Genomic DNA, 21,213 nt, shown 5'->3' with positions numbered 1-21,213 from the left:
TCACGACTCGGGCAGGGCCGCCTGGACGGGGGTGACGGCGCCGGTCGTCACCAGCAGGCCGCGGCCCTGCGGCCCGCCGACCATGCCGCGCGGCAGACGGATCGTGAACAGGTCTCCGTCCGTCTGCCCCTGCACGGCCAGCAGCAGCCCGGTACGCGACTTGCGCGCCTCGGCCACGAACCCCCGGTAGGCCACGGCCAGGTCACCCGTCGCACCGGCGACCAGCAGGCCGTGGTCGCCGTCCCGGCCGGTGCGGATCACCTCCTCCAGCGCGGTGCCCAGCGGGCCGTCCGCGTTGACCAGTTCGGCGTCGTCCACCAGCACGACGTAGTGATGCAGGTCGGCGACCAGCTCCGGCAGGTCCGTGGCGTCGCCGTTCAGCACGGCCAGCGCCCCGTCCAGGTCCCGCAGCGGGCTGCGCCTGGGGGTGACGGCGATGACCGGCGTGCCCTGGGCGATCAGCGACCGGGCGGCGGTCATGAGCGTCGAGGACCGCCCGGAGCGGGACGGCCCCGCGATCACCGCCCCCGGCCCCTGCGACTGCAGGTCGAGCCCCAGGGGCGCCAGCGAGTCGCCGCCCGCGCCGATCATCGCCCACAGCGGTGAGGGCGGTGCGAACTCCGGTTCGAGCGCCATCGTCTGGGCGGCGGTGATGCGCATCGGCAACGCGTCCACCCGCAGCGGCGGCGCCCCCTCCCAGCGCCACGGCCCCCTGCCGACGCCCAGCGCGTGCGACTGCCTCGGCCCGGCCGTGTCGATACCGTCGGTACGGGCCAGCGACTGCAGCGCCGCCACCTGCGCCGGACCGGCGGGATCGGCGTCCAGCAGCGCGATCTGGTGCTCCACGATGCCGTGCTCGCCCATGGACAGCGCCCGGCCCGGCGGCATCGACGCGGGCAGCCCCTTCAGCGGGAAGCCCGCCAGCCCGTAGTCGGCGCCGTCCGACAACCGCAGCAGCAGGCGATCGTCGAAGACCGTCGAGACCTGGCCGAGCAGCCCGGACCGATCGCTGCTGATCACCCCCCTGAGCCCCACCGCCGGACCTTCCCGCAACAACTGCAGCACCGCCTCGATCAGCCGCCCGTAGTCGTAGCCCTCGAACGCGGCCACGAAGCCCTCCCAGCGGTCGAGCATGAACACCAGCCAGGGCAGCCGGTTGCCCGCCTGCCGGTATTCGGCCAGCGACGCGTGCCCGGCCTCGGCGAGCAACTGCTGGCGTCTGCCGATCTCCGCGCGCAGGCGGGTCAGCAGCCGTTCGGTCCTGTCGAGCTGATCTCGGGTCACCACGGCCCCGCAGTGCGGCATCGCCATCAGCGGCAGCAGCGCGCCGGAGCCGCAGTCCACGGCGTGGAGTTGCACGTCCTGCGGGGAGGCGTGGGCCGCGATGGAGCCCGCGATCGTGCGCAGCGCCGTCGAACGCCCGCTGCGCGCGGCGCCGGCGACGAGCAGATGCCCGCCGTGCGCCACGTCGAGCGCCAGCGGATGCCGGTCCTGCGCCCACGGCCGGTCCGTGACGCCGAACGGCAGCGGCGCGACCTCCTCGAAATCGCGCCCTTCCCAACGTTCCTCCGGCAGGTCCAGGACGAGTCGGGCGGGCAGCGGGTCCAGCCACGGGCTCGGCTGGATCGGGACGTCGGCCAGCCGGGCGGCGTCGATGAGCGCGTCGGCGACGAGGGTGAGGTCCGTGGTCGTGGAGTCCTCCTCCTCCGGCTGCGGAGGCGGCGGCAGCGGCTTGGCCAGCGAACGCCAGTCCACCTCCTGCACGCGCAGGTTCCCGCCGCCGGGACCGGCCGTGGTCCTGGCGGGGCCGCGTCCCCCGACCCTGGCGGTCTGCACGGCGACCGGCGCCCCCGCCCCCGAGCGCACGTAACACCGCCCGGGAGTGGACTTCGAGATGTGCGCCGCGTCGGGCGTGTCGATGACGTCGGCCGACTCGGCGGGCTCGGTCACCCGCAACGCGATCCGCAGCGAGGTGTTGGCCTGGATGTCGGCCGTCACCACGCCGGCCGGCCGCTGGGTGGCCAGGATCAGGTGGATGCCCAGCGACCGGCCCCTGCGCGCGATGTCCACCAGCCCCGTCACGAAGTCGGGCAACTCGGCCACCAGCGCGGCGAACTCGTCGATGATCAGCACCAGCCGGGGCAGCCCCGGCCCCGTGTAGTCGTCGATGTCCTTGGCCCCCGCCTCCAGCAGCAGCCGCTCCCGCCGCCGGATCTCGGCCGCCAGCGAGTCCAGGGCCCGCTGCGTCAGGTGCCCGTCCAGGTCGCTGACCATGCCGACCGTGTGCGGCAGGCGTACACACTCCTTGAAGGCGGCCCCGCCCTTGTAGTCGATCAGCACGAACGTGAGCTGGTCGGGCCGGTTGGCCACCGCCAGCGAGCAGATCAGCGTCTGCAGCAGCTCCGACTTGCCCGCGCCCGTGGTGCCGGCGATCAGCCCGTGCGGGCCGTCGAACTTGAGATCCACCGTGAACGGCCCGTCGGGGCCGACGCCGATCAGCGCCTCGGTGCTGCCCTGGTCGTCCCACTGGGCGGCCAGCGCCGCCCCGGAGGGCGCGGTCATGCCCATGAGGTCGAGCAGTCGCGCCGCGCCGGGGAGGTTGCCGCCCGGATCGTCCCTGCTCACGTCGCGGATCGGGGCCAGGGCCCTGGCCAGGCGGTCGCACCAGGTGGGGGAGACGAGGTCGCCGAGCACGGGGCCGATGGCGTCCAGGCCGCCGCCGCGCAGGTTGACCAGGCCGTCGGCGCCGCACGCGGCCACCGTCTGGCACTCCTCCGGCAGCAGGCGCTGGTCGTCGTCGATGGCCAGCGTGAACACCCCGGAACGCGGGCCCTGGCGCAGCACCTGCGGCATGTTGGGCAGGCCGCGCAGGATCTGGGCGCCGTCGAGGATCACCAGGACGTCGTAGGGCCGTACGTCGTAGGTGGAGAACGAGGGCTTCTCCGGCCCGCCCAGGTCGTCCCAGCCGGTGGGGACCTTGCCCAGCTCGGGGATGGCGGTGTTCTGGCGTTCGTCGATGAGCGCGGCCAGCTCCGCGACCCGGCGGGCGGCCGAGTCGGGGTCGGCGCCCACCAGCGCCACGCACTCCTCGCCCGCGCGCGGCGCGCAGTGCGGCAACCAGCGCAGCCAGCCCCAGCTCCGCTCGGCGTCGGGGTGCGCGGAGACCACCACGATGGCCAGGTCGCGCGGGCTGTGCAGGGTCGCCGCCTGGGAGATGAGCCAGCTCGTCAGGCTGACCGCGTACGGGCGGGGCCCCGTCACGCCGGCCACCCCCAGCCGCCGCATGGGCAGCGCCACCGGCACGGAACGGCAGATCGGCGGGTCGATGGGCCCGCCCTGCTCCTCCGACAGGTCCAGGTCGGCGGGCAGGTCGGCGAGCCCGACCCGCAGCCGCAACACGTCGGTGTCGTGGATCCGGCGCTCCCACAGCCGCCTGCGCGGCCCCGTGGCGGTGAGCAGCACCTGGGCCGGGTCAGGCGTGTCCTCCCTGCGGACCGCCTCGTCGGCGACGCGGGCCCGTTCGACGTCCTCGTCGTAGGCGCGCAGCCGCTCCTGGTGCTCCTTGACGGCCTTCCTGTGCTGCTTCTTGCCGTGGCGGCGGTCGCTCCACCACTGGCCGATCATGATGACCGGCGTCATGAGGGCGACGAGCAGGTAGTACCACTGCTTGAGCGCTATCGCCAGCGTGAACCCGAGCACGGCGGGCAGGCACGCGGCCAGCAGTTGCAGCCGCATCCCCTCGTTCCTGGTCGGCTCCTTGGGCCTGACGAACCTGCGCTCGGGATCGGGCCGCCGCAGCCTGGGCGGCCGGTTGTAGGCGACGCCGCCCTCGCCGCGCGGCGCCAGGTGCGCGTCCCTCGGCTCGATCGAGGTCAGCACGAACACCGAGCAGCCGCAGGTCAGCACGGCCTGGTCGGTCCACTCGACCGGCTCGGTGAGCGGCTTGCCGTCCAGTTCGGGCACCTCGCCGTAGCCGGCCGCCTGCTCCGCCGCCGCCCGCTCGGCCGTGCGCGCCGTGAGCTCGGCGACCTCGTCGGCCCATCGTCCCTTGAGCTTGAGCCTGGGCGTCTCGTCCGGCGGCAGCCACGCCCGCTCGACGGTGATGACCTCCGGCGTCACCCGTACGGTCACCGCCTCGGGAGCCAGCGCCCGATCGTCGGCCGCCACCGCGCACCTGGGGTCGGAGCCGATGACGTGCGCGCCCAGCCCCAGCCGGTGCACCGCGCCCGCGGCGGGCCCGCCCACCACCCGCACCTCGGCGACCCCGCCGGGCTCCTGGACGATGGTGGCCCTGGACAACCGGCCGTCGAGCGTGACCGTGTCGCCGTCGCGCAGCACGGCGGTGACCGGGGCCTGCGGGTCGAGCGGCCGCCCGTCCCGCCACAGGACGGGCGGCCCCGTGCCGGCCCGCGCCGGCCCGGCCCCGGACCGCTCGGGCTGACGCGGCCGGGGCACGTGCGGGCCTGATCCGCCGGGCCGGGCCGGTCCGTACGGCGCCCGGGACTTGGGCAGCCGCACGACCTCCGCCAGCGGGCCATGATCGCTGAGCGCGGCGCACAACTTCGCGACCGTGGCGCCGTCGTCGCCATCGATCACGACGTCACGATCGCCCTGCCCGCCGAGCACGGTGAGCATGATCCGCATGGTGCCGTCTCCTCGGTCGACTTCGGGCACGACTTCGGGCGCCAAAGTAGCGCCAGTGACGCGGCCGGGTGCGCCGGTTGACGGCAATGGCATGGGGGAGCGCCGTATCTCGGACAAATACGTTGAGGGGTGGTAATGGAGGGGCCAAAGATAATGGAGTGACATCTAGTCGGAAAAATGGTTGTACGTCAACTCGGTAGAAACAATAGGCATAGATTATTTCCGCTTGACATCATGCCACCTGCGAAACAAGCATGGGTCCTCGAATTTCGCCCACTGCGCCGCAGAAATCCCCACATAATGGCGTGAATTCCGTTATTTGCTTCGGGAGCCCCCACCCATGAGGACCAGTGAAAAGCCTGCCGTGAACGCGGCGGCGGGGTTGTCCGGCCCGGCCTCGCGAAAGCTCCCCGTGCCACCCAGGGAACGCAAGCCGGCCCTGGCCGCGCTCGCCGTCCTGCTCATCCTGGGCGGCGCGCTGGCCACGACCCTGCTCCTGCTGAACAGCGGCGACCGCGTCTCCGCCATCCGCGTCACCCAGCAGATCGGCGCGGGCCAGAAGTTCAGCCCGCAGGCGCTGGAAGAAGTGAAGATCGCCGACACCGGCGTCGAATTCGTCTCCTGGTCGCAGCGCGAGCAGGTGCTCAACAGCTTCGCGGCCGTCACCATCCTGCCCGGCACCCTGCTGACGAACCGGATGGGCGTGCGCGTCAGCAGCGAGCTGGGCGAGGGAAAGGCCACCGTCGGGCTGGCGCTCAAGCCGGGGCAAATGCCCGCGGGAGTGTCGGCCGGTGACCGGGTGCAGATCATTTTCGTACCGGCGCGTACCAGCCAGGGAGAAAGCCGCGTGCTGGCCGCCAGCGCGCTCGTCTTCTCCGTGGGCGACAGATCCAGAACCGGGAATTCCGGTCAGATCACCGTGGTCGTGGAGGCTCCGGCGGCGCCGGAGATCGTGACCGCCGCCTCCAGCGGAGAGATCGCGGTGGCCGAGCTCCCGGGGGCACGCTGACGTGGCGCTGATCGTACTGGCCGCCGACAAGGGCGCGCCGGGTGTGACCACCGCCGCCACGGCACTGGCGGCGGTCTGGCCGCGTCCCGTGCTGCTGGCCGAATGCGACCCGGCCGGCGGTGACCTGGCCTACCGGCTGCCCGCCGCGGGCGGCGGCGTGCTCAACCCCGGCAAGGGGCTGCTCACGCTGGGCGCCACCGCGCGGCGCGGGCTGGAGGCGGCGCAGCTCCACCAGCACACCCAGAAGATCGTCGGCGGGCTCGACGTGCTGGTCGGGCTCACGCACGGCGAGCAGGCGGCCGGGCTCACCTGGCTCTGGGGACCGCTGGGCAGATCGCTGGCCGCCCTCCCGAACGCCGACGTGATCGCCGACTGCGGCCGGCTCGGCGCCCACCCGCAACTCGCCGACCTCATGGCCGAGGCCGAGCAGGTCGTGCTGCTCACCAGGGCCACCCTCGACCACGTGGCCCACCTGCGCGAACGCCTGCAGATCAGCAAGGCCCACGGCGTCGCCGTGATCGCCGACCCGCGCAACTACCGCGCCTCCATCGAGGACGTACGCAGGATCGTCGGCCCCGTCGTCCAGTTCGTGCACGGCCTGGCCTACGACCCCAAGGGCGCCGAACTGCTGCGCGGCCAGTGGGGCGGCCGGCTGGACCGTTCGCTGCTCATCCGCACCGCCCGCGACCTGGCGGCGAGGCTGGTGAGCCACCGATGATCGACCACTCCCTCGTCAAGCGGTTCCGCCAGGAGGTCGGCGACCGCCTGGCCCACCAGCGCCGCCTCGACCAGGCCGGCGGGTTGCCGCCGATGACCTCCGAGGACGAGCGCCAGTTCGCCAGGGCGCTGATCTCCCAGGTGCTGGAGGAGCACGCCCGCAGCGAGATCGGCCTGGGCCGTACCCCGCCCACCGTGGAGGAGGAAGAGGCGCTCGCGGCCGGCATCCACGCGGCGCTGTTCGGGGTGGGCCGGCTGCAACCCCTGCTCGACGACGCCCAGGTCGAGAACATCGACATCAACGGCTGCGACCGGGTGTTCGTGAGCTACGCCGACGGCCAGGAGCTCACCCAGGACCCGGTCGCCGACTCCGACGACGAGCTGATCGAGCTCATCCAGGTGCTGGCGGCCTACTCGGGGTTGTCGAGCAGGCCGTTCGACACCGCCAACCCCCAACTCGACCTGCGCCTGCCCGACGGCTCGCGGCTGAGCGCGGTCATGGACGTCACGGTCAGGCCGGCCGTGTCGATCCGCCGCGCCCGCCTGGGCAAGGTGTTCCTGGCCGACCTCGCGGGCAACGGCACGATCAGCCCGGACATACGGCGCTTCCTGAAGGCCGCCGTCGCCGCCCGCAAGAACATCATGATCGCCGGCTCCACGAACGCCGGGAAGACCACCCTGCTGCGCGCCCTGGCCAACGAGATCCCGCCAGGCGAACGCCTCATCACCGTCGAGCGCGCCCTTGAGATCGGCCTCGACCAGTTCCCCGAGCTGCACCCCAACGTGGTCGCCTTCGAGCAGCGCCTGCCCAACTCCGAGGGGCAGGGCGAGATCTCCATGGCCGAGCTCGTACGGCGCTCGCTGCGCATGAACCCCAGCCGCGTCATCGTCGGCGAGGTGCTCGGCGACGAGATCGTCACCATGCTGAACGCGATGACCCAGGGCAACGACGGCTCCCTGTCGACCATCCACGCCAACTCCAGCATGGAGGTCTTCAACCGCATCTCGACCTACGCGCTACAGGCCAGCGAGCGCCTGCCGATCGACGCGACCCACATGCTCATCGCGGGCGCCATCGACTTCGTGGTCTTCATCGAGAAGCGCAACGACTACCACGTGGGCGGCTCGTTGCGCCGCTACGTCTCCAGCATCCGCGAGGTCAACGGCTGCGACGGCCGCGTCCTGTCCAGCGAGGTGTTCGTGCCGGGGCCCGACGGCGGCGCCGTGCCGCACGCGCCGGTCTCCTGCATGGAGGAGCTGAGCGTCCACGGCTACTCCCCAGGGGGATGGTGAGGCGGATGCCGATCACGATCGAACCGCTGGCACTGCTGGCCGGCGCGGCGGCGGGCGGCGGCCTGTTCCTTCTCTTCATCTCCCTGTACGGCCTGCGCCCCCGCCCGTCCCGGCCCAAGCGCCAGCTGGTCAGGTTCATGACCACCCGCGCCGCCGTGGCTGCGGTGGCCGCCGGACTGGTCCTGGTCATCACCCAGTGGCCGGTCATGGCGGTGGGCACGGTGTTGCTCGTGTTCGCCTGGCGCGGGCTGGCCGGCGGGGCCGCCGAGGAGCGGGCCGCCATGCACCGCCTGGAAGGGCTGGCCGCCTGGACGGAGTCGCTGCGGGACACGATCGCCGGCGCCGCCGGGCTCGAACAGGCCATCCCGTCGTCCATCAGGGCCGCCGCGCCCATGCTCAGGCCGCACCTGCGGGCCCTGATCGACCGGCTGCACACCAGGATGGCGCTGCCGGACGCGCTGGCCCGCTTCGCCGACGAGCTCGACGACCCGTCGGCCGATCTCGTGGTGGCCGCGCTCATCCTCAACTCCAAGCTGCGCGGTCCCGGGCTGCGCGACGTGCTGGGCGCGCTGGCCGTCTCGGCCCGCGAGGAGCTCGACATGCGCCGGCGCGTCGAGGCCGAGCGCCGCTCCACCAGGCGCAGCGTGCAGATCGTGGTCATCACGGCGCTGGTGTTCGCCGGGGCGCTCGTGTTGTTCAACCCCGAGTACGTCAAGGAGTACGAGGGTCCCCTCGGTCAGGCGGTGCTGGTGGTCGTGGCGGGGTTGTTCGGGGCCGGGTTCGCCTGGATGCGACGGCTGGCCAGATTCGACAAGCCCACGCGGCTGCTCATGGGAGGGGGCGGCGGCGATGGCTGAGAGGCACTTTGTCGCGGCGGCGATGGCTGAAAGGTCTGTCGTGGCGGGAGGGGGTGGCGGGGATGGTTGAGGGTGCGCTGGCGGGTGGGGTGCTGGGGCTGGGGTTGTTCGTCCTGTTGCGGGCGCTTTTCCCGGCCCGTCCCGGGCTGGTGGCGCGGTTGCTCGCGCTCGACGCCGTACGCGAGGACACCGGCGCCCCCCGCATCCAGCTCCTGCTACCCGACGAGGAGGTCGGCGCGTTCCGTCGCGGCCTCGGCGCCCGGCTGGCCCGCCTGTACGGCGCCCGCGGCTGGGAGGTCAGGACCGTCAAGGCGGACCTGGCCCTGGTCGGCCGCTCGTTCGAGGCGTTCCTCGCCACGAAGGTGCTGCTGGCGGCCAGCGGCCTGCTGGCCTTCCCGCTGCTGCTGGGCTGGCTGGTGCTCATGGGCTGGGGCGCGTCCCCCGCCATCCCGTTCTGGAGCGCCGTACTGGTGGCCATCGTCTTCTTCTTCCTGCCCGATCTGCAGGTCAAGAAGGACGCGGCGGCCAAGCGGCGCGACTTCCGGCACGTCGTCGGGGCCTTCCTCGACCTCGTCTCCATGAACCTGGCCGGCGGCCGAGGCGTCCCCGAGGCGCTGCTGATGGCCGTCTCGGTCAGCGGCGAACAGCCCAACTGGGCGATGGCCCGCATCCGGGACGCCCTGCGCGGGGCCAGGATCGTCGGCATCACCCCGTGGCAGGCGCTCGGCCAGCTCGGCGAGGAGATCAACGTCGATGAGCTGCGCGACCTGTCCGCCGCGCTCGGCCTGGTGGCCGACGACGGCGCCAAGGTACGCGCCTCGCTCACGGCCAGGGCGGCCACGCTGCGCCGCCGCGAGCTGGCCGAGATCGAGGGCAGGGCGGGCGAACGTTCGCAGTCGATGCTCGTGGCGCAGCTCCTGCTCTGCGCCGGTTTCGTGATTTTCCTTAGTTATCCCGCCGCCATGAAGATGTTGGGGGTCTGATGAACCATCCCTGGATCGTGTACCTCAGCGCGTACCTGGGCGTGCGCGTGCACCACGCCCGCACGGCGCCCACCAGGGGCGCATCCGCCGTCGAGTGGGTGATCATCACGGCGATCATCGCCGGGGTGGCGCTCGGACTGGCCACCTTGATCAGAACCCTGGTCGAGCAGCAGCAGAGCGAGCTGCAACAGAACTTCGGTGATGGCGGTGGTGGTGGCGGCGCCCCCGTCGAAGCTCCGTGACGATCAAGCCGTCACGGGACGCGGGAGCCCGGCCGCGACGGGCGGCGGGAATCCGGTGGCGACGGGACGCGGGAGCCCGGCCGCCACAGGATGCCGCGGTCCGGCCGCGACCGGGTGAGCGCGGTGTGACGGTGATCGAGCTGGCTCTGCTCATGCCGGTCATCCTCGCGACCGTGCTGCTCATCGTGCAGGTCGCCCTCTGGTTCCACGCGCGTGAGGTGGCCGAGGCGGCGGCCAGGGAGGGTGCCCGCGTGGCCAGGGCCGCGCCGTTCGACTCGGGCGCCTGGCCGGGGGAGGCCACCGGGAAGGCCACCGAGATCGTCCGGGCCATCGGGCCCCGGCTGTTGCAGGGCGCCACCGCCACGACGTCGGAGAAGGAGCCCGACGAACGATTCGTCACGGTGACCGGCAGCGCCGTACAGGTGATCCCGTTCCTGCCCGACCTCGCCTTCACCATCAACGCCACCTCCGGCGGCCCGGTCGAGTGCTTCAGGCCCGACAACGGCGGCGAGGACTGCGCATGAGCGGACGGAGAGGTGAACGGGGGTCCATGGCGGTGGAGACCGTCATGCTGGCCCCGGTCTTCCTGCTGTTCCTCATGTTCCTGGCCGGGGCCGGGGTGCTGGTGGAGTCGCAGGGACGGGTCAACGGGGCGGCCCGTGACGCCGCGCGCGCGGCCTCCGTACAGCGCTCGCTCGACGCCGCCGAGGCCGCCGCCGAAGGACTCACCACCGGCGCGTTGGAGGGACGCTGCCAGTCCTCGGCGGTGTCGCTGGACGGGTCCGAGTGGGAGCAGGGCGGTCAGGTGCAGGCCGAGGTGACGTGCGAGCTGGACCTCGCCTTCCTCGGCTTCGGCGGCACCAAGCAGCTCAGGGGGACGGCCGTGGTGCCGATCGAGCAGTTCAGGAGGATCGAATGAGGACCGGCGAGCGCGGTTCCATGTCGGTGTTCACCGTGCTGTTCTCCCTGGTCGTGTTCCTGCTGGCCGGGCTGCTGGTGGACGGCGGGTCGGCGATCAACGCCCGGCTGCGGGCGGCGGACGTGGCCGAGCAGGCCGCGCGGGCCGGCGCCGACGAGCTCGACGTGGATCTCTTACGCCGGACGGGGGAGACACGGCTGCTCGGGGAGGCCCAGGTGTGCGCCAGGGCCGACGAGATCGTCGCGGCGCAGGGCGACGACACCGTGACCTCTGGTCAGTGCACGGTCGGCCAGGGGCAGACGCAGGTGACCGTCACCGTGTCGGTCCGGTGGGAGGCGTTCTTCCTCGCCGCGATCGGCTTCCCCGGCTCCGAGACGACCGGCCAGGCCACCGCCGCTCCCGAGGCGAGATGACCGGCACGCCCTCTTGGACGGGCTGCGAACTGAGATAGACCGATTCCCGCCACTCGATGGATGCGGGACGCGCGAGAAACGACGCTGGACCGGGGAAAGGAGAGGCGATGCCGACGCGAGAGCCGCCGCGATCACACGGGCGTCACGTGCCCGTACGTCCCGTGCGCGTTCCTGCCAGACGGGGCGCCGGGGACGTGCTCGCCGGGATCGGGGCGCTGATCGTGCTGGTGGCGCTGGTGGGCGGCGTGCCGTACGCGCTGCTGAGCTACGTCGGGCCGCCCGTCGCGCCCGAGCTGACCAACCCCGCCGTGCTCACCGGCCGCGTCGGCCCGAGCACGATCATGGCGGTGCTCCAGCTGCTGGTGTGGCTGGCCTGGCTCCAGCTCTTCCTGTGCGTGCTGGTCGAGGTGTACGCCGGGGTCCGCCGCGTCGGCATGCCCGCCCGCGTACCGCTCTCCGGCGGCATGCAGTTCCTGGCCAACAAGCTGGTCTCGGCCGTGTTGCTGCTGTTCACGGCGGGGGCGATGGTGGTGCCGCTGGTGAAGCTGGCGCCCACGCCCGCAGCCCCGCCGGTGACGGCGGTCGCGTACTCCGCCCCGATTGTCGAGCACACGCTGGAGACCGCCAAGACCAAGAAGGTGTACGTGGTGCAGCCCCCGCACGGGCGGCACCACGAGAGCCTGTGGGAGATCGCGGAGAAGTGCCTGGGGGACGGCCGCCGCTATCCCGAGATCTACCGGCTCAACCAGGCCAAGGAGCAGCCGGACGGCACCCGGCTGAGGATGGCCGACCTGATCAGGCCCGGCTGGGTGCTCGACATGCCGGAGGACGCCAAGCACGTGCACATCGTGCCCGCCGACCAGCCCCGCACGCAGACGTTGCGCGAGCATCCCGGCCGGGCGCACGTGGACGGGGGCGCCAAGGCGCAGGAGAAGAAGGGCGAGGCCAAAGACCTGGAGACGCCCGGCAAGGACCGGGAGACGCCGGGCAGGAAGGGCGAGTCGCAACACCGCCAGCCGCCCCAGCAGGATCAGGCGGATCAGCAGCCCACGGCGAGCGAGGCCCAGGGCGGCGAGCTGATGCCGTACCTCGCCGCCGCCTCCCTGGCCGCCGCCGGTTTACTGCTCGTGCTGGCCAGGCGGCGGCACGAGCAGCTCTGGCGGCGCGTGTTCGGGCGCAGGATCGTCCGGCCGCGCGACGACGCCGCGCAGGCCGAGGTCGCGCTCCGGCTGGGCGGCGACGCGCCCGGCGCCCGCGTGCTGGACGTCGGGCTGCGCATGCTCGGCGCCGAACTGGCCGCGCAACACCGGACGCCGCCCACCGTGTACGGCGCCCATCTGTCGGCCCGCAATCTCGACCTGTGGATCCATCCGCCGGACGACGCCCCGCCCGCCCCGTGGACGGCCACGGACGGAGGCCAGATCTGGCGGCTGCCCGCCCACGAGGGCCGCCTGCTCCCAGACCCCACACCCGCACCCCGCACGGGCCGATCGCCGTACGCGAACGACTCGGGCAGCCACGCCCGGCCATACTCCGGGGAACGGCCGTACTCCGCAGAACGGCTCAACTCCGGGGAACGGCCGTACTCCGCAGAACGGCTCAACTCCGGGGAACAGCCGAACCAGGGAGAACGGCCATATGTCGGAGGGCATGCGCGGCCGGTCGGAGCGCCGTACCCGGGGCTGGTCTCCATCGGCACGGACGCCAGCGGACGCGTGCTCATCGACCTGGAGGCGGCGCAGGGCCTGATCAACGTACGCGGCCCGCAGACCACCGCCGCCCTGGCCGCCCTCGCCGTCGAGCTGGCCACGAACCGCTGGTCCGACAACATGCGCATCACACTCGTCGGCTTCGGCCAGGAGCTGACCGCCATCGCGCCGGCCCGCATCAGGGCGATCGGCAGCCTGGCGGAGGTGCTGCCGGAACTGGAGGCGGGCGCGGCCCCGCGCAGGGAGGTGTTGACCGGGCGCATCACCGGCAGCCCGCGCAGCGCCCACTACCTGCTGTCCGCGGTGGCGCCCAGCCACGAGGAGGCCCGCCGCCTGGCGCTGCTGGCCCGCCGGGACACCGCCGGCTACGTGCTGGCGGGCGAGGTCCCGCACGCCACCTGGACGCTGGAGATCGGCGAGGACGGCAAGGCCAGGATCGCCGAGCTGGGCTTCGAGGTGGACGCCCAACTCCTGCCCCGCCGCCACTACCGCGCGCTGGTCGAGCTGTTCCGCACCGCCTCCCGGCTCGACGGCGAGGCCATCCCCGAGGCCGAGCCGCTGGAAGGGGTGCAGCCGCCCACGGTCGAGATCCGCATACTCGGCCCCGTCGAGATCGCCGGCCTGCCCACGCTGGAGGAGGGCAGGACGGAGCTGGCCACCGAACTGCTGGTGTACCTGGCCACGCACGTGGGCGGCGTGCATCCCGTGGTGCTCGGCGGCGTGTTGTGGCCGCGCGGCGTGCAGGACATGGTCAGGGACGCCACGATCGCCAGGGTCGCCGAATGGCTGGGGCCCCGGCACCTGCTCACCGACGAGGCGGGCCGGCTCAGGCTGGGGCCCGAGGTGCGTACGGACTGGGTGTTGTTCCGCGAGCTCGTACGCCGCTCACAGGTGGACCCCACGGCCAGGGCCGTCCTCCTGGAGAAGGCGCTCGGCCTGGTCAGAGGCCCGCTGCTGGCCGGGTGCAGGCCCGGCAGGTACGCCTGGCTGGCGGCCGACGACCTGGAGTACGACGTGAGCGCGGCCGTGGCCGACACCGCGCACCAGCTCTGCGAGATCCGGCTCGCCAACGGCCAGCCCGACGCCGCGGTGGCCGCCGTACGGGCGGCACTGCTGCTGGCGACCGACGACGAGGCCCTCTGGCGCGACCTGCTGCGGGCCACACACGCGACGGAGGACACCGTACGCCTGCGCGCCGTCGTGGAGGGGCTGGTCCGCCGGGCGGCCTCGCATCCGTACGGAGGCGGGATGGCCCCCGAGACCGAGGCGTTGATCGAGGAACTGCTGCCCACGTGGCGCATGCATGTGGTGAGGGAGTCGTCGGCATGAGACGTGCGGCAACGATGCTGAGCCTGCTGCTGGTGGTGGGTTGCGGGGCGGCGGCCGAGCGGCCGTACCAACCGGAGGAGGCTCCGCCGGCGGCGGACACCACGCGAGCCTTCCCCACGGACGCCGCCGAGCAACCCTCGGAAGGCCCCGAGACGGTACGGATCGCCGACGGCCTGCGGGCCCGAATCGAGTGGCCCGCGACCCCGGACCCCCTGCTCAAGGTCATGGTCGACCAGTACGTCGGCACCCGCAAGGCCGTGGCGGAGGGGCGGCGCGTCTACAAGGAGGGCCTCGAACTCGACGCGGCCGTCCAGGCGAGCGACTGGGTGGCCTCCTTCGCCGACGAACGGTTGACGATGCGCGGCGTCGGCCGGCTGTACAACCTGCGGGTCAGCGCGCGGGTGGGCAAGGGCGCCCAGCTCAACGCCTGCGTGGACGAGTCGGGCATCCGGATGGTCTCCTCCCGCACGGGCAAGGCCGTCAGCCCCCAGCCCGCCTGGCTGCGCACCCCTTACGGCCAGAGCGTGGCCGCCCGCCGCGGCGACGACGGGGTGTGGCGCATCAGAACCTACGTCGATTCCAGAGAGAGATGCACCCGTTGACATCCTCCCCTCGTGAACGAGGAGGATTCCCACGGTCGCCCGTGAGAGTTCCTGTTTCATCGCCGGTTGCCCATCCGAGAGGACTCTCGTTGAGGTCTTACACCAGCTCCACAGGCGTTTCAGCTCTCCGCCAGCCCGGCGGCGAGCACGTTCTTGGCCGCATTCACATCCCGGTCATGGGCCGCGCCGCAGGCACAGGTCCACTCCCGGATGTTCAGCGGCATCCGCTCGTGCAGGGCTCCGCACGCCGAGCACAGCTTGCTGGAGGGGAACCAGCGGTCCACGGCCACCAGTGTGCGCCCGTACCACTGGGCCTTGTACTCCAGCATGGAGCGCATCTCGCGCCAGCTCGCATCCGAGATGGCGCGGGCGAGCGAGTGGTTCTTGACCATGTTGCGGACGGTCAGGTCTTCCACGGCGATCACTTGGTTCTCGCGAACAAGCCGTGTGGTGACCTTGTGCAGGTGATCCTTTCTGCGGTCGGTGATCCGGGCGTGAACGCGGGCCACCTTCAGCCGGGCCTTGGCCCGGTTGTTCGACCCCTTCTCTTTGCGGGCGAGCGCCCGCTGAGCCCTGGCCAGGCGTCGCCGATCCCGACGCTCCTGCTTCGGGTTGACGATCTTCTCCCCGGTGGGCAGAGTGGCCAGCGCGGTGATCCCGGCATCGATCCCGACGTTCGCCGCGACCGGCGGCAGAGGACTGATCTTCTCCTCGACCAGCAGGGACACGAACCACCGACCGGCCGCGTCCTTCGACACCGTGACAGTGGACGGCTGCGCGCCCTCGGGCAGCGGACGCGACCACACGATCGCCAGAGGAGCGTCCATCTTCGCCAGCGTCAATCGGCCGTCGCGCCATCGGAACGCCGAGCGCGTGTACTCGGCCGACGCCGCCGCCTTCTTCCTGCTCTTGAACACGGGGTACTGGGCGCGCTTGGCGAAGAAGTTCGCGAACCCCGCCTGCAGATGGCGCAGTGCCTGCTGCAGTGGCACGGACGACACCTCGAACAGGAAGTCGAACTCGCCGCTGCGTTTCCACTGCGTCAGCAACGCGGAGGACTCCACGTAGGAGACGCGACGCCCTTCCACGGCGTAGGCGCGAATGCGTACTTCGAGTGCCTTGTTGTAGACGAGGCGGACGCAGCCGAACGTGCGGGCCAGCTCGCGGGCCTGCTCGGGGGTCGGGTGGAAGCGGTACTTGTAGGCCCGCTTCACGATCTGCGCCAGGCCTCACATGCTGCCACAGGATCATCTGAGGCTCGTATGGAAGTTCGATACTGCGGTCCGTTCGGCGGCGAATCGCCTGTCCCTGTATTGCTCCGCAGAGGTCCGATTCCTCCCCCGCCTGAAGGCGGGGGTTTCCCCGGAGGTATCTGATGAAGACTTGGCTGGCGGCATTACTCGTCGCACCGCTCCTGCTCGCCCCCGACCCGGGCCCGGGCGGCGAGACGTCCCAGGAGAAGATCCAGTCCGGCAACACGGCGGGCTGGCAGGGCAAGCACACCAACATCGTCGTCTCCGGCGACGTGAGAGGCGGCAGGGGCGACGGCTACCGCATCCCGAGCCCGTGCTGGTACGAGCCCGGCCCCACCCCGGAGGAGATGCTGCGCCAGCGCGACACGGGTCGCGACGCGGCCAACCGCGCCCGCATCGACGAGGAGGGGCACCAGGCGTTCATCCAGCAGTTCAAGGACAAGCTCGGCGAGGACGGGCGCTGGTGGCTGCCCGGGTTGAACGAGGCCGACCCGAACGGCGTGGCCTGCTGGACCAACCTCGAACAGTTCATCTTCGTCCCGAACGGCACCACGCCGCCCTCCGGCCTCACGATCGAGCAACTCGCACAGATCGCCAGGGCCGCGCTGACCGTGCCTGAGCCCACCATCGAGCTGAACCCCGACGCCAAGAGCTACGTCAACCTGCCCACCTGGGTATGGCTGGAGGGCATCGGCCAGCCGCGCCGTACCGTCACGGCGGAGCTTCCCGGCGTCATGAGCGTGACCATCGTCGCGACCCTCCAGGAAATCAAGATCGACCCTGGTACGTCGTCCGATCGGGCCGAGGTGACCGTGAGCGGGTGTGGGGCGGCCGGCAAGCCTTACACCAAGAGCGGGGAGTTCACGTGCGGGGTGCGCTATCTGCGCTCGTCGATCGACCGGCCGGGCGAGAAGTACACCCTCACCGTCTCCACCGTCTGGCCGGTCACCATCCAGGGCCAAGGCGCGGCGGTCCCGTTCCAGTTCGACCCCGTGCAGTCGGAGACCACCCGGGAGGTTCCGGTGGGCGAGATCCAGAGCAACGTGCGACCTTGACGGGTCAGGGCTGGTGCGGCGGAGCGCCGTGCCAGCCCTGTGGCTTCGATCAGGCGAACAGCTCTTCGACGCTGTCGGCGGTGACGGCCTTGCGGACCCAGGACTCCAGGACGTCCGTGTCGGTGCACTCGACGATGCGGGTCCGCGCTTCGTCGGTGACCTGAACGCCGCGTGCTTCCAGGAACAGGACGATGGCTGTTGCCTCGCCCTTCGCCTCGCCTTTCGCCTGGCCTTTCGCCTCGCCGAACTCGACGCACTCGCGGACGAACGGGTGGAAGAGGACGTCCTCCACGGTGGGAAGAGCCATGCCGTACTCCTTGAAGAACTTGGTGACGTCGAGGGTGGGCTGCAGCATGATTACCAACTCAGAATAACCTGGCAGCCCTTCCTTCCGTAGCGCTCCGGCCTGGAAGAACGTGCTGAGGATCCGCCTTCCTTCGGCGGTCGTCGGATCGCCGTGCACGATGGCTGAGAGCGCGGCGAGTTCGGGATCGGCGAGGGCCTGCTGGACATCGGTCACCCTGGGCACATCGCCGGTCGCTGCGACGACCGGCGACAGCACCCATCCGGGGTGCCCCATATGGATGGGCTTCTTGCAGTCCATCGCAGTCTTGTCGTCCTCGCAGAAGACGAGAAGCACCACGGGACACTTCTGAATTGCCCGAAGCGTCGCCATGTAGACCGGCCAGGACCAGACCTTGTCTTCGTCGTACTTCCGCTGCACTTCCAGCACCACGGCGCGCACCGGTTCGTTGTCCCGGAAAAGGACGACGACCGAGTCGGCCCGGTACTCGGTCGGGCGGCAGTAGGTGAAGTCGGCGGCGCTCAGTCGTGCCTCGTCGAAGGAGGGCACGGTGACGCCCACTTCGTTCAGCAGCGTCGTGACGAGGGATGGGCGATTGCGTATGAGTTCGATGAGGTATTCGTGTTCCAGAGTTACTGGCATGCCGAACACATTACCGAACGCTGTCATGCCATTACAGAGAGTTGACCGTTCCTCCGTTTTCGTGGGCAAGAAGCCACTCTTTTACCGGTACGCCGTAGTAATACCCGCCATATCCCCCACCCGAAGGCAGCACCCGATGACACGGGACGAACGGCGCGATCAGGTTCTGTGCGCAGGCGGAGCCCGCCGCCCTGGCCGCCGTTCGAGGCATGCCGGCACGCGAGGCCAGTTCCGCGTACGACACGGTGGTCCCGGCCTTGACCTCGCGCAACACCTCGTGCAGCCGCTTGCGCGTCGGCGTGCCGGGCTGTGAGACCGGGACGGCGTCCAGTGCGTCCAGGTCGCCGGCGAAGTAGGCGCGGGTGGCCTCCGCCGCGATGCCGAGGTCCTCGACGATCTCCAGGCCCTCCGCCTGCAACGCGGGCGTGAGGCGGACGAACATCTCCTTGGGCTCGGCCGTGAAGCCGGCCGCCACCAGCACCCCCTCGCGGGTCAGCAGGGCCAGCGGGAGGCCCACGGGCGTCGGTACGAGCTGTGCTGCGATCATGAAGAGCTCCAGAGGTGCAGGGCGGCGTACGCCCGCCACGGGCGCCACCGCTCGATGTGGTCCTGGGGAATGCCCAGGGCGGCCATGCGCTTGTCCAGCACCAGGTCGCCCGTGGGCCACGCGTCGGGGTCGCGCAGCGCCCGCAGCGCGATGTAGCCGGCCGTCCACGGCCCGATGCCGCGTACCTCCAGCAGTTCCGCCACCGCCTCCGCCGGATCCTGCGCGCCGTCCAGGTCGATGCGGCCCTCGACCAGGCGGGCGGCCAGGTCCTTGAGCGTGTCGATCCGGCGGTTGGTCAGGCCGAGGCCGGTCAGGTCGGTGTCCAGCAGCAGGTCGGGGGCGGGGAAGAGGCCGCCGGGCGCGGCGGTCCTGGCGACAATGCGGCCGAGCAGCGTACGGGCTCCTGCCACCGAGATCTGCTGGCCCACGACCGCGCGCACGGCCAGCTCGAACCCGTCGAACGCCCCCGGCACCCGCAGCCCCGGCCGCGCCGCCACCAGCGGGGCTAGCGAGGTCTGGCCGAGGATGTCCGAGATGGCCTGCGGGTCCGCGTCCAGGTCGAGCAGGCGGCGGCAGCGGGCCACGACGCGGGCGAGCTGCCGCGTGTCGTCCATGGCCACGTCCAGCGCGATGTGGTCTTTGGCGGGGGTGAGAGTGATCGTGCCGCCTTGCACGGCTCTCGTGTACGACGTGTGATCCGCCACCTCAAGTCCGGGAATCGCCCGGGAGGTGAGGAAGGCGAAGACTCCGGCCACGTCGTACGGTTCGCGCCGGTGCAGCCGCAGCCTGAGCGTGACCGGCCCGGCGGCCATGCCACTCATGTCAGCCCCTGGTGAAGCCGTGTCGCCGGTGGCGCGGACCGGGCCCGTGCCGTTCGACGGCCGGGTCGCGGCGGCCGTTCGCGTCGCCTTCGGTACAACAGCGGCGGCCGTTCGCGTCGCCTTCGGTCCGACGGCGGCGGCCGTTCGTGCTGCCTTCGGTCCGACCGTGGCGCGTAGTTCGCTCGGTGTGAAGCCGTACGTCTCCCGCATCGTCGCGTTGAACTGCCGCACGCTCCCGAACCCGGACGCGAACGCCACCTCAGTAACCGGCAGCCCCGTCTCCGTCAGCAGTTGCTTGGCCAGCAGCAGCCGCTTCGTCCGAGCCACCGCCAGCGGCCCGACGCCCAGTTCGGCCACGAACAGCCGGTGCAGGTGCCGCTCGGTGATGTGCAGCCGCCTGGCCAGCCCGGCGACGCCCTGCTCGTCGGCCGCGCCGTCGTCGATGAGCCGCAGTGCCCGCCCGACGAGGTCACCACGCAGGTCCCAGCCGGGATCGCCGGGGGACAACTCGGGGCGGCAGCGCTTGCAGGGGCGGAAGCCGGCGGCCTCGGCCGATGCCGCGTGCCGGTAGAAGCGCACGTTGCGGGACGCGGGGGTGCGGGCGGGGCAGATCGGACGGCAGTAGATGCGCGTCGTCGTCACCGCCGTGTAGAAACGCCCGTCGAACCGGGCGTCCCTAGAGGAAACCGCCCGGTAGCAGGAGTCGAAGTCCAGTTCCAGTGGCGACATGCTTCCGACAGTATGCGCTCCCCAAGGGTGCTGACTGGCGGAAATCGGACGCTGACATCAGGGCCGCCGCACAGACCCAGAAGGGTCGGCACAACGGCCCGGACAGCACCGGACGCGTTACTTGGACGAGACGCCCACCCCCAGGTCGAACTCCCGGTAGACCCGAGCCCAGAACCCGTCACGCAACCACACCCGCGCCTCCGGGTAAGGCCGCAACGAGTGCCCGAGCTCCTTCTCCGCCTCGATCAGCAGCTCGGTGTCGATCACGGTCGGCAGGATCGGGCCGGGCAGCAGGTCACGGATGTTGTCGCGGCCACGGGTGAGGATCCACTTCTGCGCGACGTGCTCGCCCACGTCCTCCACGCGCGGCCTGCTGGGCCCGAGCTTGGCGACCTGCCCGGGTTTGACGTGCGGTTTGACGGGAGCACGCCCGGCGAACACCTGGGCGGGCGACGGGGCGGCGGCGGGTGGGGTGACCGGAACGGGTTGCGGTGCACGACTGAAAAAGGGTCTTAGAAAATCGGCGCTGATCACTTCGACGGTGTCGGACTCCCACACCAGGCGCTCGGCCTGGTTGGTGCCGTAAGGCGGTTCGACGCCCCACAGATGGATGCGCACGCCGTAGGCCTGCGCCGCCTCGACCGCCGGAACCATGTCCTCATCGCCCGCCAGCAGGATCGTGTCGGTGACCGCGTGATGCCTGGCCAGTGCCTCCAGATCGCTCCGGATCTGCGCGTCCACGCCCTTCTGCTGGCCACGGGCGTTCAGGTTGCCAAGTCGCACCTTGACCCACGGAAGCTGAGCGATGACCCGCTGGTCGACGGTAGGCACGCGATCACGGGCTGCGTCATACCAATAGATCCGCAGAAGTTCGCCCGAAATACGTTCCTCTGCATGTTTCTGTAGACTCTGGATGAGCTCATCGGCGGCCACCCGATATTCCTTGCGCTCCTTCGCGGCGAGCAGCACTTCACCTGCCGCCGCGTACAGATAACCGACATCCACTAGGACGGCGTACTTGGCTGCCACAGGATGCGGCATGAGGTCTGGGATGGCCATGTCGTCCTCCAGGCCGCGGTGTTAGTTGATCGGCTGACTATATACGCCTACTTTCTCTAGATAGTCCCAACTCCCGGGGAACTTGA

General features: G+C 71.3%; 18 protein-coding genes. 12 read left to right on the top strand and 6 right to left on the bottom strand.

Annotated features, from left to right (window positions below):
• Positions 1–4,644: an FtsK/SpoIIIE domain-containing protein gene (locus AB0I81_RS27905; RefSeq protein WP_360662256.1), complete on the bottom strand. Its 4,644-nt coding sequence runs from the start codon at positions 4,642–4,644 to the stop codon at positions 1–3.
• 340 nt (positions 4,645–4,984) lie between these two features.
• Here AB0I81_RS27905 and AB0I81_RS27900 point away from each other — a divergent pair, with 340 nt between their 5' ends.
• The 11 genes from AB0I81_RS27900 to AB0I81_RS27850 all read left to right on the top strand — a co-directional run bounded on the left by AB0I81_RS27900 (position 4,985) and on the right by AB0I81_RS27850 (position 14,717).
• Entirely contained in the window at positions 4,985–5,653 is a 669-nt protein-coding gene (locus AB0I81_RS27900; RefSeq protein ID WP_360662254.1) for a hypothetical protein, read from the top strand.
• 1 nt (position 5,654) lies between these two features.
• Positions 5,655–6,371, top strand: a complete 717-nt coding sequence (locus tag AB0I81_RS27895; protein WP_360662251.1) for a hypothetical protein — start codon at positions 5,655–5,657, stop codon at positions 6,369–6,371.
• Positions 6,368–7,663 (top strand): ATPase, T2SS/T4P/T4SS family, encoded by a 1,296-nt coding sequence (locus AB0I81_RS27890; RefSeq protein ID WP_360662248.1) that lies wholly within the window; start codon positions 6,368–6,370, stop codon positions 7,661–7,663. The genes AB0I81_RS27895 and AB0I81_RS27890 overlap by 4 nt, the downstream gene beginning before the upstream one ends.
• A 5-nt stretch (positions 7,664–7,668) precedes the next feature.
• Positions 7,669–8,520, top strand: a complete 852-nt coding sequence (locus AB0I81_RS27885; protein ID WP_360662245.1) for a type II secretion system F family protein — start codon at positions 7,669–7,671, stop codon at positions 8,518–8,520.
• 62 nt (positions 8,521–8,582) lie between these two features.
• Entirely contained in the window at positions 8,583–9,503 is a 921-nt protein-coding gene (locus tag AB0I81_RS27880) for a type II secretion system F family protein (protein WP_360662243.1), read from the top strand.
• Positions 9,503–9,745, top strand: a complete 243-nt coding sequence (locus tag AB0I81_RS27875; protein WP_360662240.1) for a hypothetical protein — start codon at positions 9,503–9,505, stop codon at positions 9,743–9,745. Before AB0I81_RS27880 ends, AB0I81_RS27875 begins: the two co-directional genes overlap by 1 nt.
• A 131-nt stretch (positions 9,746–9,876) precedes the next feature.
• A complete protein-coding gene (locus tag AB0I81_RS27870) occupies positions 9,877–10,269 on the top strand; it encodes a TadE/TadG family type IV pilus assembly protein (protein ID WP_360662238.1) in 393 nt (130 codons plus the stop codon).
• Positions 10,266–10,664, top strand: a complete 399-nt coding sequence (locus tag AB0I81_RS27865; protein ID WP_360662235.1) for a TadE/TadG family type IV pilus assembly protein — start codon at positions 10,266–10,268, stop codon at positions 10,662–10,664. The genes AB0I81_RS27870 and AB0I81_RS27865 overlap by 4 nt, the downstream gene beginning before the upstream one ends.
• Positions 10,661–11,077, top strand: a complete 417-nt coding sequence (locus AB0I81_RS27860) for a pilus assembly protein TadG-related protein (protein WP_360662232.1) — start codon at positions 10,661–10,663, stop codon at positions 11,075–11,077. Before AB0I81_RS27865 ends, AB0I81_RS27860 begins: the two co-directional genes overlap by 4 nt.
• A 107-nt stretch (positions 11,078–11,184) precedes the next feature.
• Positions 11,185–14,115, top strand: a complete 2,931-nt coding sequence (locus AB0I81_RS27855) for a BTAD domain-containing putative transcriptional regulator (RefSeq protein ID WP_360662230.1) — start codon at positions 11,185–11,187, stop codon at positions 14,113–14,115.
• Positions 14,112–14,717: a hypothetical protein gene (locus AB0I81_RS27850; protein ID WP_360662227.1), complete on the top strand. Its 606-nt coding sequence runs from the start codon at positions 14,112–14,114 to the stop codon at positions 14,715–14,717. The genes AB0I81_RS27855 and AB0I81_RS27850 overlap by 4 nt, the downstream gene beginning before the upstream one ends.
• Positions 14,718–14,836: 119 nt before the next feature.
• Here AB0I81_RS27850 and AB0I81_RS27845 read toward each other — a convergent pair whose 3' ends face one another.
• Positions 14,837–15,931, bottom strand: coding sequence for an RNA-guided endonuclease TnpB family protein (locus tag AB0I81_RS27845; RefSeq protein ID WP_360662224.1), 1,095 nt, complete (start codon positions 15,929–15,931; stop codon positions 14,837–14,839).
• A 161-nt stretch (positions 15,932–16,092) separates the two neighbouring features.
• On the opposite strand from AB0I81_RS27845, the gene AB0I81_RS27840 reads away from it, so the two are divergent.
• Entirely contained in the window at positions 16,093–17,025 is a 933-nt protein-coding gene (locus tag AB0I81_RS27840; protein ID WP_360662222.1) for a hypothetical protein, read from the top strand.
• Positions 17,026–17,074: 49 nt separating this feature from the next.
• Here the strand turns inward: AB0I81_RS27840 and AB0I81_RS27835 are convergent, their stop codons facing one another.
• The 4 genes from AB0I81_RS27835 to AB0I81_RS27820 form a co-directional block, all read right to left on the bottom strand.
• Positions 17,075–17,971 carry a hypothetical protein gene (locus AB0I81_RS27835; RefSeq protein WP_360662219.1) on the bottom strand — a complete coding sequence of 299 codons (897 nt, stop codon included), beginning with the start codon at positions 17,969–17,971 and terminating at the stop codon, positions 17,075–17,077.
• 31 nt (positions 17,972–18,002) lie between these two features.
• On the bottom strand, positions 18,003–18,518 hold the full coding sequence (locus tag AB0I81_RS27830; RefSeq protein ID WP_360662216.1) for a methylated-DNA--[protein]-cysteine S-methyltransferase: 516 nt from the start codon (positions 18,516–18,518) through the stop codon (positions 18,003–18,005).
• Positions 18,515–20,068 carry an AlkA N-terminal domain-containing protein gene (locus AB0I81_RS27825; protein WP_360662213.1) on the bottom strand — a complete coding sequence of 518 codons (1,554 nt, stop codon included), beginning with the start codon at positions 20,066–20,068 and terminating at the stop codon, positions 18,515–18,517. Before AB0I81_RS27825 ends, AB0I81_RS27830 begins: the two co-directional genes overlap by 4 nt.
• Positions 20,069–20,185: 117 nt before the next feature.
• Positions 20,186–21,127 carry an NYN domain-containing protein gene (locus AB0I81_RS27820; RefSeq protein ID WP_360662210.1) on the bottom strand — a complete coding sequence of 314 codons (942 nt, stop codon included), beginning with the start codon at positions 21,125–21,127 and terminating at the stop codon, positions 20,186–20,188.
• Positions 21,128–21,213 lie beyond the last annotated feature (86 nt).

The organism is Nonomuraea sp. NPDC050404, assembly GCF_040655495.1.
Lineage (GTDB): Bacteria > Actinomycetota > Actinomycetes > Streptosporangiales > Streptosporangiaceae > Nonomuraea.
Note: the sequence above shows the minus strand (reverse complement) of the source record. Positions and strands in the feature narration are given on the sequence as shown.

Coding starts and splice junctions, on each gene's coding strand:
- AB0I81_RS27905 (WP_360662256.1), bottom strand. CDS start 4,644: ATGCGGATCATGCTCACCGTGCTCGGCGGGCAGGGCGATCGTGACGTC.
- AB0I81_RS27900 (WP_360662254.1), top strand. CDS start 4,985: ATGAGGACCAGTGAAAAGCCTGCCGTGAACGCGGCGGCGGGGTTGTCC.
- AB0I81_RS27890 (WP_360662248.1), top strand. CDS start 6,368: ATGATCGACCACTCCCTCGTCAAGCGGTTCCGCCAGGAGGTCGGCGAC.
- AB0I81_RS27885 (WP_360662245.1), top strand. CDS start 7,669: ATGCCGATCACGATCGAACCGCTGGCACTGCTGGCCGGCGCGGCGGCG.
- AB0I81_RS27880 (WP_360662243.1), top strand. CDS start 8,583: ATGGTTGAGGGTGCGCTGGCGGGTGGGGTGCTGGGGCTGGGGTTGTTC.
- AB0I81_RS27875 (WP_360662240.1), top strand. CDS start 9,503: ATGAACCATCCCTGGATCGTGTACCTCAGCGCGTACCTGGGCGTGCGC.
- AB0I81_RS27865 (WP_360662235.1), top strand. CDS start 10,266: ATGAGCGGACGGAGAGGTGAACGGGGGTCCATGGCGGTGGAGACCGTC.
- AB0I81_RS27860 (WP_360662232.1), top strand. CDS start 10,661: ATGAGGACCGGCGAGCGCGGTTCCATGTCGGTGTTCACCGTGCTGTTC.
- AB0I81_RS27855 (WP_360662230.1), top strand. CDS start 11,185: ATGCCGACGCGAGAGCCGCCGCGATCACACGGGCGTCACGTGCCCGTA.
- AB0I81_RS27850 (WP_360662227.1), top strand. CDS start 14,112: ATGAGACGTGCGGCAACGATGCTGAGCCTGCTGCTGGTGGTGGGTTGC.
- AB0I81_RS27840 (WP_360662222.1), top strand. CDS start 16,093: ATGAAGACTTGGCTGGCGGCATTACTCGTCGCACCGCTCCTGCTCGCC.
- AB0I81_RS27835 (WP_360662219.1), bottom strand. CDS start 17,971: ATGCCAGTAACTCTGGAACACGAATACCTCATCGAACTCATACGCAAT.
- AB0I81_RS27830 (WP_360662216.1), bottom strand. CDS start 18,518: ATGATCGCAGCACAGCTCGTACCGACGCCCGTGGGCCTCCCGCTGGCC.
- AB0I81_RS27825 (WP_360662213.1), bottom strand. CDS start 20,068: ATGTCGCCACTGGAACTGGACTTCGACTCCTGCTACCGGGCGGTTTCC.
- AB0I81_RS27820 (WP_360662210.1), bottom strand. CDS start 21,127: ATGGCCATCCCAGACCTCATGCCGCATCCTGTGGCAGCCAAGTACGCC.